A 14,550-nucleotide genomic window follows, 5' to 3' on the forward strand; every position below is an offset into this window, starting at 1 on the left:
CGGTTCATGTGCGCGCGGCCTCGCGCGCGCCCGGTCCGCGACGGGCCCGGGCAGGGGTCTTGCGCGCTGCTGTTTTGCGCGCGGGCTTGCGCTCTTTCTTTTCTTTCTTTTCTTCGGTCTCCTGCAGGCGCTGCTGCAACAGGGCCAGCACGGCGGCTTCTTCCGGTGACAGGTCCTGCAATTCTTCCACCAGCTCGGTTTGCACCCGCTCTTCCAGCCGCTCTGCAAAACTTCCCTCCAGATAGCTTTCGATCACGGCCGGGTGCACGTAACACTTGCGGCAGATCGAAGGCGTATTGCCCAGGCGCCGCGCCACGTTCTCGATGGCGCGCACCACGTTCTGCTTGGCCTGTGCCTGCGAGTCCACGCGTTCGAAGGCCTGCAGCGCCAGCGTGGCCAGCACCGTGCCGGCCCAGGTGCGGAAATCCTTGGCACTGAAATCCTCGCCCGCCGCCTCGCGCAGATACGCATTGACGTCACCCGAATCGATGCAGTGGCGCTGGCCTTCGTCATCCACATACTGGAACAGTTCCTGTCCCGGCAACTCGCGCATCTTGCGGATGATGCGCGCCACATAGGGGTCATGCAGCTTGATGTCATGCTGCACGCCGCTCTTGCCGCGGAAGCGGAACAGCACATCGCTGCCATCCACGCGTACGTGGCGATGGCGCAGCGTGGTCAGGCCGAAGGATTGATTCTGTTTGGCGTATTCGTCATTGCCCACGCGCATGAAGGTGGTCTGCAGCAGATGCACGACGGCCGCCAATACTTTCTGGCGATGCAGGCCGGGGCGTTTGAGGTCTTCCTCGACCACGCGGCGAATGCCGGGCAGGGCACGCGCAAAGCTGATCATGCGCAGGTACTTGGCATCATCGCGCACCAGGCGCCAGCGGGCGTGATAGCGATACTGCTTGCGCCCGCGCGCATCGCGTCCGGTGGCCTGGATGTGGCCGTTGGCGTGCGGGCTGATCCATACGTCTTTCCAGGCGGGCGGGATGGCCAGCGACTTCAGGCGGGCCAGCACCTCTTCATCACGGATGAGCACATCGTCTGCATCGCGGTAGGCGAAGCCCTTGCCGCGCCGGCTGCGGCGGATACCCGGCATGCCGTCGTTGACGTAGCGCAGCTGGTTGGCGCGGGCGATGTCGGCGGCCTCATCCTGATGGCGGGCGTCGGCGGGCGGCGGGGCGGAAGGCGATGACGATGACGATGACGATGACGATGAGTGCTCGGGCGCTGCGGCGATGCGGTCCATGATGGTCTCCTCGGACGCTGTGCGCCGGGAGATCCGGCGCCGGTCCATGCGGGCCATTATTGAGCAATCGTTCTGCCCCGGCAGTCAGCCATCGGCCGTGGATGGTGTGGGATTTTTCCGGCAAGGGCCTGCGCTCAGAAGGCCCATTGCACATTGAACCCCCCCGTGACGGCCGCCGTCTGGAAGCCTTGCGGCTTGGCCAGGGGCGTAGCCACGAACATCTCATAGCTCAGTTTGGCCACGCTGCCGCGCAAGCCCAGCGCAGCGCCGGTCAGCCGCTGGCCGGTCAGGAAGCGCGCCGTGGGGCCGGCGACCACGCCGGTATCGACACCGGCGAACAATTCCTGTTGGCTCTCGCCCAGGCCCAGTGCGAGTTCATTGCGCAGGAACCCGCCGCGTTCTGCCTGCAGGGTCAGCTCGCCGTCAAAGCCGCGCACCGTATAACGGCCGCCGATGGAGAACTGGTCTTGCGGCGGCAGGGCGCCCCGGTTCCACTGCGCGCGCAACGTGGCGCCATAGCGCCAGCGCGCACCGGCCAGCTGGAACGGCGCATTGAGCGAGGCATCCAGCAGCCACAGGCCATAGCGCGTGCCGACTTGCGGCAGGTCGAAGGGTGAGGCGGGTTCGGCGCCTTGCGTATCGAGTGAGCGCCGATACGACAGCGTGCCATCGGCAATGGTGTCACCCAGGTACTGGCGATGATTGAGGCCCGCTTCCCAGGCGCTGGTGCGGCGCTGCTGGGCCCCGATCTCCAGATCGTCGATGGCGTTGTAGACCTTGCGCAGCAAGCCCTTGCCGAACACCGTGGTCTTGCTGGCGGCATCGCGATGGATGAGGCGCGACATCTTCAGCTCGGTGGTTTCGGAACGGCCGCTGTAGACGAAGTTTTCGAAGGCGCCAGCCACCGTCTGGTGATAGCGGTTGCCCGACATCGTGACCCCCGCCATCCAGTTGCCCCAGGGCAGGGAGTAATGCAGCGTATAGGCCTGGCTGCCGTGGTCGCCATAGTGGTTCAGGCTGCGGCTCATGCTCACGTAGAAGAGGTCATTGAGGGTCCACCAATTGTCATAGGCCAATGTCAGCCCGGCCAGGTATTTGCCGGTGGCCTTGGCGCCGCCGTCGTCGAGCGTCGCCGTGAGACGGAAGGGGAACGCCTGCTGGTACTGGATCACCAGGTCGCTGTCCCCGGCCTGGGCGCCCTCGTCTTCGGACGGCGTGATCTTGATGTCGGCCTGCACGGTCGGCAGGCGCTTGAAATTTTCCAGTCCTTGTTCGATATCGCGCAGGTTGAGGATCTCGCCCGGGTTGACCGGCAGCGCATTGAAGGCGGTCCCGCGCGCATCGGCATCGGGCGCAAAGCGGATGCGGCGCACGCGCCCTGGCACCACGCTCAACACCAGCCGGCCCGCCGACAGGTCCTGCGGACGCGCCAGCACGCGCGTGGTGGTGTAGCCGCGCGCGACGATGGCGCTCTCCACCCGCGCCAGCACCAGGTTCACGCCTTGCGTGCCCAGACAGCGGCCCACGGCACCGCGTGGCCCGTTCACGCTGTCGAGCGCAAAGCGAAAGCGTTCGGCCTGCTCACCCTCCAGCGTAATCGAGGTAATCACCCGGCAAGCTTGCTCATGCTCGGGAAAGTCTTGCGCCATCGGGCTGGCGGCGGGGCTGCCCAGGTTCACGTCAGGACGCTGCTCTTGCTGCTGGCGCAAGGCGCGTTCGCGTTCACGCTGCAGCTGTTCCTGGTTGACAGCGGTTTGCCCGAGGGCAACAGAAGTGACCAGGTTCAGGCCAAGGATGAGCGCAACTCTGCGGGAGGGCGAACGAAGAATCGAAAACGTCGAAGACATGGCCAATACGTCCCTCACCCGCGCCGGGCAAGGGATTCAAAAGGAAATGGGAGTCCGGCAAAACAAGTGTTGGATTTTGCCTACAGGAAAACTTCTCGTGCAATGAAAAATCACCCTTCCTCGTTAACCTAAATTAACATCCTGCCCTTGGCAAGAAAAATCTTTCCAACTGGCAACGACAAGCAACGAATCGGGGTTCGTTGGCGTAGCCGGTGACAACAACAACGAGACCCGGGGTGTTCATGAACCGTCAGCGTTACAAGCTGGTTTTCAACCGGCATCGCGGCCAACTGATGGCCGTTGCAGAAATCGCCTCCAGCATCCAGCACCATGGCCGGACTTCGGCCAGTGCCGCGATGCCGGACCTGTTACCGTCGGCCCTGCGCTTTTCGCTGCTGGCCGTGGCGCTCGCTCTGGCCATGAACACGGTGGCGCATGCGCAGATCCTGGGCGACCGCAACGCCCCGCGCAACCAGCAGCCGACGGTGCTGGTCACGCCCAATGGCGTGCCGGTGATCAACATCCAGACGCCCAGCACGGCGGGCGTATCGGTGAACAGCTATCGCCAGTTCGATGTCGGGCCCAACGGTGCCATCCTCAACAACGCCCAGGGCACCACGAGCACCCAGCTGGGCGGCTATGTGGCCGGCAACCCGTGGCTGGCCACAGGCGCGGCGCGCGTGATCGTGAACCAGGTCAACTCGGCCAATCCCAGCTACCTGCGCGGCTATCTCGAAGTGGCCGGGGCGCGGGCGCAGGTGGTGGTGGCCAACCCGGCCGGCATCACCTGTTCCGGCTGCGGCTTCATCAACGCCAACCGCGCCACGCTCGCGACCGGCGTGCCGCAGATGGTCAACGGCAACCTGGAGAGCTATCGCGTGGCCAGCGGTGCGGTGCGCATCGAGGGCAATGGCCTCGATGCCAGCCGCACCGATTACGCCGAGATCATTGCGCGCGCCGTGCAGGTCAATGCGGGCGTGTGGGCGCCGGAGCTCAAGGTCAGTGCCGGCCTGAACACGGTCAGTGCCGATCACGCCAGCGTGGTCCCCGGTGTGGCCGCGGCCGATGCCGCACCGGCGGTGGCCATCGACGTGGCGCAGCTGGGCGGCATGTATGCCGGCCACATCTATCTCACCTCCACCGAACACGGCGTGGGCGTGCGCAACGCGGGCAGCATCGGCGCTTCAGCGGGGCAGGCCGTCGTGACTGCCGACGGCCGGCTGGAGAACAGCGGCAGCATCACCGCCACCGGCTTGCTGGCGGTGCAGGCCACAGGCGGCATCAGCAATGCGGGCGAGCTGGGCAGCAAGAGCGCGGCCAGCCTCAACACCACCACGCTGGACAACAGCGGCAGCATCGCCAGCGCAGGCACGCTGGCCGTGCAAGCCAGCGGGGCGGTACAGAACAGCGGCAGCATCGGCGGCGAGGGCGGCGTGCAGATCGCCGCCGCCAGTCTCGACAACCGCAACACCATCGGCAGCAGCGCCACCCTGGCGGTGCAGGCAGCCGGCGCCATCCGCAACAGCGGCACGCTGCAGGCCAATGCCGAGGCCAGCATCAACGCCGCCAGCGTGGACAACAGCGGCACCGTGCGTGCGGCGCAGGGTGCGCTCAACGTCAGCAGCAGCGCGCGCACCGGCAACAGCGGACGCATGGAAGCGGCGCAGGCCGTGAAGCTGCAGGTCGGCAGTCTCGACAACAGCGGCGGCGTCAATGCCGGTGAACGCTTGCGCATCGAGGCCGTGCAGGGCGTCAGCAACGGCGGCACGCTGGCCGCCAACGGAGAAGTGAACGTGCAGGCCGCCAGCCTGGCCAACCGGGGAACGCTGGCCTCCAGCACCGATGCGGTCAACGTGACGACCACCGGAACCCTGGCCAACCAGGGCCAGGTCAATGCCGCGCAAGCCCTCTCGCTGACGGCGGCAGGCATCGACAACCACAGCGGCAAGCTCAGCGCCAGCGACATCCGCATCGACAGCCAGAACCAGTCCCTCGACAATCGCCAGGGCAACATCGCCGCAACGCGTGACATCCGCATTGCCAGCGGCGCGCTCGACAACGGCAGCGGCGACATCGTCGCGCAGGGCAAGCTCGACATCCGCAGCGGCGACGTCGGCAATGACGGAGGCCTGCTGCAAGCGGGCGATGCGCTGAACATGGATGCGGGCAGCAGCACCGTACGCAACGCCAATTCCGGCAGCGTACGCGGCATCGTGGCGCAAGGTCCGCTGAACGTGACGGCAGGGTCGCTGGTCAATCGCGGCAATGTCTCTTCCAACGGCGACATCAGTCTCAAGACCACCGGCCTGGACAACGATGCTGGCGTCATCGGCGCCAATGGCAAGCTGGCCGTGGAGGGCAGCAGCGTTACCAATCGCGGCGGCTCACTGCAGGCCAGGCAGGGTGTGGATCTGCAGACGGGCAGCGGCAGCGTGGACAACAGCGGTGGCCTGATCCGCTCGGACGCAACCGTCAACGTGCAAGCCGGGACCGTACGCAACGACAACACCCAGGGCCAGAACCAGGGCATGGAAGGCGCCACTGTCAGTGTCAGCGCGGCCGACATCAGCAACCGCCAGGGCGCCCTGCGCGGGGACGCCGTCACGCTCACCGCCAGCACCCGCATCGACAACAACGCCGGCCTGATCTCCGCCACCAACAGCGCCAGCCTGACCGACGCCGCGCCGGCCAGCCGCGCGCTGGTCATCGACAACAGCAACGGCACCGTCATCGCCGGGCAGCAGACCAGCGTGCTGGCGTATTCCTTCACGGGTAGCGGCAGGTTCTTGAGCCAGAAGGACCTGCGCATCGACCTGGTGGCCTCGATTCTTCATACCGGCCAGATCGGGGCCAGTGGCGACATCGACCTGCGCACGGCCGGCACCTTTGCCAATGCCGGCGCGGTCGGTGCGGGCGGCACGCTCATGCTTACCGCCGCCACCATCGACAACCAGGCCAGCGGCTCGCTGGTGGGCAATACGCTGAGGCTCAAGGCCACCGATGTTCACACCTTCATCAACCGTGGCCTGATCGATGGCGTCAATACCGTCATCGAGAGCAGCACCGTCAACAACCTCGGCACCGGCCGCATCTATGGCGACAACATCGCCATTGGTGCGGACGTGCTGAACAACCAGGCCGAGACCGTCAACGGCGTGACCAGCGCACCCGTGATTGCCGCGCGCAACCGCCTCGACATCGGCGCGGGCGTGGTCAACAACAGCGAGCACGGGCTGATCTATTCGGTGGGCGACATGGCCATCGGCGGCGCGCTGGACGCCAACAAGAAGGCCACCGGCAGCGCCCGCGAGATCAACAACAGCAGTGCCACCATCAATGCCGATGGCAACCTGAGCATCGCAGCGGGGACCATCAACAACACCAATGCGCATCTGGAGACGACGGACCAGACGGGGCCGGGCAATCGCATTGTCAGCTTCAGGCTCAACGGGTCGTCGCAGTTGCTGGACTCCAAGTCGGCATGGCTCTACAACCGTGGCTCCGGCGAGATCCTGGATGCGTCCAACTGGCGCGCCATGGGCGATGAAGACAACTATCGCCTCTTGCTGCCCTCGGCGGCTTATCCAGCCGAGCGCTACGGTCCGCCGTTTGACTATTCGCGTGGCAACCGTGGAGACAACGCGGTGGCCGTTGCCTACATTCCTCCCTACAGCCAGGGGGCGATGGGCGATGCCGATGCGATCTACATCCCACCGGTCATCAATTACACGTCCACTGACCGCGTCTGGGCGGTCATGGGGGTAACCCCACCGGACGATCCGGGTGCAGGACCGGGCGCAGAGCCACGGCCCGGTGAGATGTGCTATGACTCATGCTACCCGGTGCCGGTCCCGGCGGATGTCTACGACGCATGGAAAGCGGCCTACGACGTCTGGAAGCCGAAGTACGACGCGTACGTCGCCGCGCTGTTCGTGCTCAACGACAAGATTGCCGCCTTCAACAACAACGTCAACAGCCGCTCCTACCGCGAATGGACCATCTACGACGGCACCGAGCAGATCACGCGCACGGTCGTCACCAAAAGCGATCCGGGCATGATCACCTCCGGCGGCAACATGAGCCTGGCGGCCGGCACGGTCAACAACTACGCCAGCCAGTTCATCGCGGGCGGCACGGTGGCCGGCGACAGCGTCAACGGCACCAACCTCAACAACACGGGTCCGCTGGGCCGCCAGCGCGTGGTCTCGACGGGCTCGGCCAGCTACACCTACGTCAAGAGCCACAGTTTCAGCGCAGATGATCGGCGCTACGACGATGCACCATATCAGTCGCAGGACATCGTCACCAACTTCCAGCTGGACATCACGCCCACCAGCGGGGCCGGACCGAACCGGCAGAATTCGGTGCGCGCGGTGGCCTCGTCGGTATCGGGAGCCTCGGGCGCGAGTGCAGGTGCGGCCAGCATCCGCATCGCCAACCTCGACCTGGCGCTGCCTGACAATGCGCTCTTCCGCATCAATGCGGGCCCGGCGCAGCGCTTCCTGGTGCAGACCGATCCGCAGTTCGTGGGCACGCGCAGCTGGCTGTCGTCGGATTTCATGTTGAATCAGCTGGGATTGTCTGCCGGCGTGCGGCAGCTTGGGGATGGGTTCTACGAGCAGCAACTGATCCAGCGGCAGGTCCAGCAGATCACCGGTCAGCGGTATCTGGCAGGATACAGCAGCAATGAAGCGCAATACCAGGCCTTGATGAATGCGGGCGTGCAGGTGGCGCAATCGCAGCGCTATACGCTGGGCGTGGCGCTGACCGATGCGCAGATTGCGGAACTGAAGACGGACATCGTCTGGCTGGTCAAGCAGACCGTGACGCTGGCCGATGGCAGCACGCAGGAAGTGCTGGTGCCGCAGGTGTACATCCATGCCTCCAATGTGCAGGTGACCGGGCAGGGCACGCTGATCGCGGGCAATGATGTGGCCTTCCAGGCGGCGCAGGATATCGTCAACAGCGGTGGCACGATTGCGGGGCGGCAGAGTGTTTCGCTGGCAGGCAACAATGTGCAGAACCTGGGCGGACGCATCAGCGGCAGTGCGGTGACGGTGGCGGCGGCGCAGGACGTCAACAACATCGGCGGCACCATCGACGCGCGCAATACGCTGGTGGCGAGTGCGGGGCGTGACATCAACAGCGCTGCCACTACGGTAGCGACGGCCAATGCGGTGACCAGCGGGACCAACATCAACCAGAATGCGTCGATGTCGGTGTCCGAGGCCAATGGCTCGCTGACCGCAGTGGCTGGACGAGACATCAATCTCAAGGCCAGCAGCACGTCTGCGGACAACGTGACGTTAGTTGCACAGCGGGATGTGAACCTGTCCACGGTGCATGAAACGTCACAGGAAAAAATCACCTGGGACAGCAACAACCGCGCCGAAGTCAACCGCGACAACGCCATCGGCAGCACGATCCAAGGCAAGGAGATCAGCGTCACGGCTGGCCGCGACATCAATGCGCAAGCAGCCTACGTCAACGCCGAAGGCTCACTCGCTGCAACAGCAGGCAACAACGTCAACATCGGCACCGATGTCAGCACGGCCAGCGCACGGGACCAGCACAAGAAGACCGACAGCGGCGGCATGCTGGCCTCGCGGACCGTGAGCACGGATGACAGCAGTAGTGAGGCCGTCAACCAGGGGACGACCTTCTCAGGCAATACGGTGGCGGTGCGGGCGGGCAATGACATCAACGTCAAGGGCAGTAATGTGGTCTCCACATTGGGGACTGGCATGGCGGCGGGCAATGACGTCAATATCGTTGCCGCAGTCGATAGCAGTACCAAGAACAATTTCCGGCAGGAGACCACCAGTGGCGTGATGGGGGCAGGCTTCGGCGTGACCATAGGCACACGTGAGCAGAGCCATGACGGAAAGACGCAGGGACAGACAGCGTCTGCTTCTACCGTGGGCAGTACGGATGGAAACGTGAGCATCGTTGCCGGCAATCGTTACACGCAAGTAGGCAGCGATGTGATGGCACCGAAGGGCGATATCGACATTGCGGCCAAGTCGGTCGAGATTCGGGCAGCAGAGCAGGCCAGCAAAACCACTACCGAAGACAAGTTCAAGCAAAGTGGCCTGACGGTCGCGGTCACCAGCCCGGTGATCTCTGCGATCCAGACAGTGGATCAGATGGCTGATGCTGCGAGCAAGACCAAGGATGGCCGCATGCAGGCGCTGGCCGTGGCCAACATGGGATTTGCGGCCAAGAACGCAGGTGATGCCATCAAGGCCGGCCAAGGCAGCACGATTGACGGCAAGGCCAACCAGATCGCCACCGGACCAACCGACCCGACCACCGGCAAGACGCCCTCGCGGGATGCCAATGATGCCGACAAGGCCGGTGGCATCGATCTCGCCTTGAGCGTTGGGAGCAGCAGCAGCGAAAGCCGTTCTGAACAGTCCAGCAATACGGTGCGCGGATCGTCCGTTACTGCTGGCGGCAGTATCAATATCAGCGCACAAGGTGGTGGCGCCGATAGCAACATCGTCATCCAGGGCAGCGACATCAAAGCGGGCGTGAACGCCACGCTCAAGGCCGCCAATGAAGTGCGCCTGCTGGCAGCACAGAACACCTCCGAACAGCACAGCAGCAACCAGAGCAGTTCTGGTTCGGTTGGTGTATCGATCGGCACGGACGGCCTGATGTTCAACGCCAGTGCCTCTGGCAGCCGTGGACGCGGTGACGGCAGCGACGTGACACAGGTCAATACGCACGTGGATGCGGGCAACAAGCTCACGATCAGCTCGGGTACGGACACCACACTGAGTGGGGCGGTGGTCAGTGGCAAGCAGGTCGTGATGGACGTGGGTACCAGTGGTCACGGTGATTTGAAGATTGCCAGCCTGCAGGACACCAGTACCTACAAGAGCAATCAGCAGAGCCTGGGCGGCAGCATCTCGGTCGGTATGGGCAAGATGAGCGGCAGCATCAGTGCAAGCCGCAGCAGTGTCAACGGCAACTATGCGAGCGTCAACGAGCAATCGGGGGTTCGCGCGGGCGACGGTGGATTCCAGATCAACGTGGCTGGAAATACGGATCTTGTGGGCGCGAAGATCGCCAGTACCGACAAGGCCGCAGCGGAAGGCAAGAATAGCCTCAAGACCGAGACTCTGACCCAATCTGATATCCAGAATCGAAGCGACTACAAGGCGGAAAGCCAGAGCGTCAGCGTCGGTGGCGGTTTCAGCGGCGGCAAGTCGTCGATGAATGGAACGGGAATTGGTTTTGGTACGAGCAGCGGCAGTGAAAGCAGCACGACGCGCAGCGGTATCAGCCAGGCTGATATCAAGATCACGGACGACAAGGCCCAACAAGCCAAGACCGGCAAGACGGCCGAGCAGACCATTGCCAGCATCAATACTGATGTGAGCAGTGACCGGGATACCAGCGGCAAGTTGACCAAGCAGTGGGATGCGCAGGCTTTGCAGGCGGATGTGCAGGCGCAGGCGCAGATTACGGAATTGTTTGGAAAGAATGCGGCCAAGGAAATCGGCAGTTACGCGACAACCAAGGTCAACGAACTCAACGCAAAGATCGAAGTTGCGCAGAGCGAGGACGAGAAGGCTGCGTTGATTGCTGAGCGTGATAAGTGGAATGAAGGGGGCCTGTATCGAACTGCCTTGCATACCGCTGCCGGATTGCTTGGTGGTGGTGTCGGTGGTGCTATTGGGGCAGCGACTTCGTCAGTGGCAATGCCGCAGCTTGCCAAACTGATTGATAACACCAGTTTGCCTTTGCCGATACGGCAGGCTATGGCGCAGGCGGCGGCGGCTGCACTGGGTGGACTTGCAGGGGGAGCATCTGGACTGGCTGCCGGTATTCATGTCGAGGCAAACAATCGACAGTTGCATGAGTCCGAATCGGAGAAATTGTCGGCGCTCAAGAACGGGAAGACACCGGAAGAGCAACAGCGCTTGAATGCAGCGGCTTGTGCGTTGGTGAGGTGCGCTGATGGGGTGCCGCCGAGTGATCCGTATTACAGCCTCTTGAAGGGGTTGCAGGATAAGGGGGCGACCTATCAGAATGAGTTGGAGACCCTACGCAAGACGGGAGAGTTTGTCTATATTCCTCGTTTTGATGATATTTCGGATTTCATTACTCGTAATAGTGAATACAGGCAGCGGGCGAAGGGGCTGTCTGATCTAGTCGCTGGAACGATAGGGATGGTCGGTGGTGGCGGGCTTGCCGTTGGAGGGCTTGCCCTGTGTGGGCCTAGTGCCGGGGCGAGTTGCGCTACTATCCCGCTAGGTGCTTTCATCGCTAAGACATCAAATGACCAGGCGCAGGAGGGTAATCAAGCGCTGTTTGGTGCTTATCGTTCGACGGAAGGTCAGAGAGTTATTGCGTCGTTCGACATCGAGACGTATCCCGGCGAGCGTATCCCGCTTGAGGAAATTGGGGTTGAGGCGGGGAAGCGCGCTTTGATTCAGGTGTTGGGGAAGTATCTTCCCCAAGGCCTGATGAATGTGGAAGAGGGAGCGTTAAAAAGGGTATCTGCAGGCACAACCAAGAGCGTCTCGCGAACGGCTGAAGAAATTGATGCAATTGAGCAGCTTGCATCGCGAAATGGGGCAACGCGGATTGTTGATGTTCCCGCTGGTACAAAGGGAAATTGGGAGCCTTCGATTAACACCGGAACAAGCGGTCAGTTAGCGCCGAAGACAGCATACTTATTAGATAACGGACATAGTTATATTACAGACGCATCTGGCCGCGTAACAAAAGTTGAAGGGAGTTTGAGCCTGAATACTATGGATAGAAACGGCTACCAGCAACTTTGTGCTGGTAAGAGTGGGTGTGCAGGAGATGACGGTGGGCATTTGATTGCAAGTAGTCTTGGTGGCGCAGGGGACCGAATCAATATTGTTCCGCAGGCTTCAACGCTGAATCGGGGCGACTGGAAATCTATGGAAAATTATCTGAAGGATGAGTTGAAATCTGGAAAAGATATCAGCGTACAAATTAGCGTCGGATATCCGAGTGGGGGAGGGGTTCGTCCTGATACATTTACCGTATTGGCGAAAATCGGAAACGAATTTAAACGGTTTGACTTTAGACAATGAAAAAAATTGACACCTTAGAATTGGCTTATCAAGAATTGGCAAATGCATGTCTTGATTTTATTCATAGCCGTAAGTGGGACTCGGTAAGCTGCAAATCCACCATCTTCTCCGAGATGGCTAGAACAGAAATTTTTCTTACGGATCAGGGACGAATAGATAAGAATGGCGTGGATTGGCCTAATTCAGCAATCAATCCGGGTGATGCGGCTTTATTTTTACGAGACGATTTTTTGAGACGGACAGGAGAGCGTATTTGGGGTCTTAATTTTACGTTATTCCCCGATGGAAAATTTGATGTTGAATTCGACTACTCGAAGCCCACCGACTATGAAGAAAGTGATGAATCAATTAGTGGGATAGAGATTAATCAGTCACTGCAAGAATTAAGACCTGACAGCGATAAAAACTGATATTGCAAGGCTGAAAGTGTGTCTTAAAAATATTTGATCTAAGACCGCGCGGAAGGTACTGCCACGGCAGGTGCGGCCAGCATCCGCATCGCCAACCTCGACCTGACGTTGCCTGACAATGCGCTCTTCCGCATCAATGCCGGCCCGGCGCAGCGCTTCCTGGTGCAGACCGATCCGCAGTTCGTGGGCACGCGCAGCTGGCTGTCGTCGGATTTCATGTTGAATCAGCTGGGATTGTCTGCCGGCGTGCGGCAGCTTGGGGATGGGTTCTACGAGCAGCAACTGATCCAGCGGCAGGTGCAGCAGATCACCGGCCAACGGTATCTGGCCGGATACAGCAGCAATGAAGCGCAATACCAGGCCTTGATGAACGCGGGCGTGCAGGTGGCGCAGTCGCAGCGCTACACGCTGGGCGTGGCGCTGACCGATGCGCAGATTGCCGAACTGAAGACGGACATTGTCTGGCTGGTCAAGCAGACCGTTACGCTGGCCGATGGCAGCACGCAGGAAGTGCTGGTGCCGCAAGTGTACATCCATGCCGCCAATGTCAGGACCATAATGACAGTGGCATCCGCCAAGACATTCTGATGATATCCGAGCTACCTTCAAGCACCGAAAGCGTCTGATGGAGTTGAGCCCAACCCAAATAAAAAAACGCCTCGTGGCAGTATTAATGCCGATTCTCCTGGCAGGTTTTCTTTACGGGATTGTAACGGGAAAGAACGTTGGGCCAACGCATAAACAGCTGGAGATAATGAAGGAGGAAATGAAATGGATTACGCAAGCGCAAAATGCGAATCTGGAAATTCATTCCAATCGAGAACTCTCCAAGTCTGGTGTAGCGTCGGCCAATTTGATCGTCGACCCCGAGCTATGGCGTTCTCCGTCCAAAGACAACCTTGAAACGCACGGATGGAGGCTCTTGTCCAAGGGAACGTATTGCAAAGAGGGGATTCAATTGGTGATTCATTCAAGCTTTTATATGGGAAAGGCAGCAGTCTATGTGTCGATGAGATACGATGCGGTGACTTCTGATGCTTGTAAGGCCCTCGCTTCACCCTGATCATCTATGTCCATATTCACCGCATTTTTGCGGGGGAGAAAGTTTGGAAAAGAGTAGCTGGCCATCTGCGTGACTGCTCGTATTAAATCTTGCAAATCGTCTTGGACCAATATCATCAGCGCGAGCGACATCACGAATTGAATCTCAGAAAAATAGGAGGGCTTGCATGAGCATTGATTATGCAGTTGCAAAGCGAATGGCATTGACTCATCTTGAACAACTTTCCAAAGCATCAGACGGTGTTACGTACGCGCTATTGGAATCGCATATTCGGGAAGAGAGTGATGGTTGGTACTTTCCTTATCAATCTGAGAAGTACCTGCTGACGCGTCATTTCGGAGACTCCCTGGTAGGGAACTGGCCGATTTTTGTCAGCCGCACGGGTAACTTTGCAGGCCCTCGTCGGCCAGGAATGATTCGGTCATTGTAATTGGCCCAGTGCGGACTTCCACAGCTTGTCGAGACTGGCAGGACGTGAAGCCGAAGGCCCGTTTTCCCGTGGAGCGAGGACCGTCCCCGCGTCCGTGAAATCCTGCAATCGATTTCAGGAGTAGAAAAACTTTGCTGCCGCTGCCACAAGTCCCATGAGCAGACCACCTCCCACCGGGCGCAGCGACTTTATTTTCCATGGCCACAATTGCACACCTCCCAGAAGCACAAAACCTGTAACGGCAATTGCGTACAGCGTCCAGCTTGCCCATGCATAGTCGCAAACGATAAAGCTTGCTACCGAGGTACCGAGCGTGACAATGACAGCAACTATTTGTGAATACCCCATCTTGAAGACTCCGTGCTTCGCAATTGTTTTTCATCAGAAGGGCCAGCCCCCCACCATCATGGCATCAACCAGGTCGTGACTAGCGGCTCAAAGGGGAGTGTCTCCTCAACCAGTCCT

General features: G+C 60.8%; 8 protein-coding genes. 5 read left to right on the forward strand and 3 right to left on the reverse strand.

Annotation, left to right across the window (positions count from 1 at the left end):
• Positions 1–4: 4 nt before the first annotated feature.
• Together ACLRDN_RS08295 and ACLRDN_RS08300 are read right to left on the reverse strand one after the other, a co-directional pair.
• Positions 5–1,255 carry a DNA topoisomerase IB gene (locus ACLRDN_RS08295; RefSeq protein ID WP_413459743.1) on the reverse strand — a complete coding sequence of 417 codons (1,251 nt, stop codon included), beginning with the start codon at positions 1,253–1,255 and terminating at the stop codon, positions 5–7.
• Positions 1,256–1,389: 134 nt separating this feature from the next.
• Complete coding sequence (locus ACLRDN_RS08300; RefSeq protein WP_413459744.1) at positions 1,390–3,102, reverse strand: ShlB/FhaC/HecB family hemolysin secretion/activation protein; 1,713 nt, start codon at positions 3,100–3,102, stop codon at positions 1,390–1,392.
• A 242-nt stretch (positions 3,103–3,344) separates the two neighbouring features.
• On the opposite strand from ACLRDN_RS08300, the gene ACLRDN_RS08305 reads away from it, so the two are divergent.
• The 5 genes from ACLRDN_RS08305 (at position 3,345) to ACLRDN_RS08325 (ending at position 14,085) form a co-directional block, all read left to right on the forward strand.
• Positions 3,345–12,182 carry a hemagglutinin repeat-containing protein gene (locus tag ACLRDN_RS08305; RefSeq protein ID WP_413459745.1) on the forward strand — a complete coding sequence of 2,946 codons (8,838 nt, stop codon included), beginning with the start codon at positions 3,345–3,347 and terminating at the stop codon, positions 12,180–12,182.
• Positions 12,179–12,592 (forward strand): hypothetical protein, encoded by a 414-nt coding sequence (locus tag ACLRDN_RS08310; RefSeq protein ID WP_413459746.1) that lies wholly within the window; start codon positions 12,179–12,181, stop codon positions 12,590–12,592. The genes ACLRDN_RS08305 and ACLRDN_RS08310 overlap by 4 nt, the downstream gene beginning before the upstream one ends.
• A 108-nt stretch (positions 12,593–12,700) precedes the next feature.
• Complete coding sequence (locus tag ACLRDN_RS08315) at positions 12,701–13,180, forward strand: hypothetical protein (protein WP_413459747.1); 480 nt, start codon at positions 12,701–12,703, stop codon at positions 13,178–13,180.
• Positions 13,181–13,217: 37 nt separating this feature from the next.
• Positions 13,218–13,655: a hypothetical protein gene (locus ACLRDN_RS08320; RefSeq protein WP_413459748.1), complete on the forward strand. Its 438-nt coding sequence runs from the start codon at positions 13,218–13,220 to the stop codon at positions 13,653–13,655.
• 166 nt (positions 13,656–13,821) lie between these two features.
• A complete protein-coding gene (locus ACLRDN_RS08325; RefSeq protein ID WP_413459749.1) occupies positions 13,822–14,085 on the forward strand; it encodes a YrhB domain-containing protein in 264 nt (87 codons plus the stop codon).
• A gap of 114 nt (positions 14,086–14,199) precedes the next feature.
• Here ACLRDN_RS08325 and ACLRDN_RS08330 read toward each other — a convergent pair whose 3' ends face one another.
• On the reverse strand, positions 14,200–14,433 hold the full coding sequence (locus tag ACLRDN_RS08330; protein WP_413459750.1) for a hypothetical protein: 234 nt from the start codon (positions 14,431–14,433) through the stop codon (positions 14,200–14,202).
• Positions 14,434–14,550 lie beyond the last annotated feature (117 nt).

Source organism: Herbaspirillum huttiense (assembly GCF_047300815.1).
In the GTDB taxonomy this organism is placed as follows: domain Bacteria; phylum Pseudomonadota; class Gammaproteobacteria; order Burkholderiales; family Burkholderiaceae_D; genus Herbaspirillum; species Herbaspirillum huttiense_A.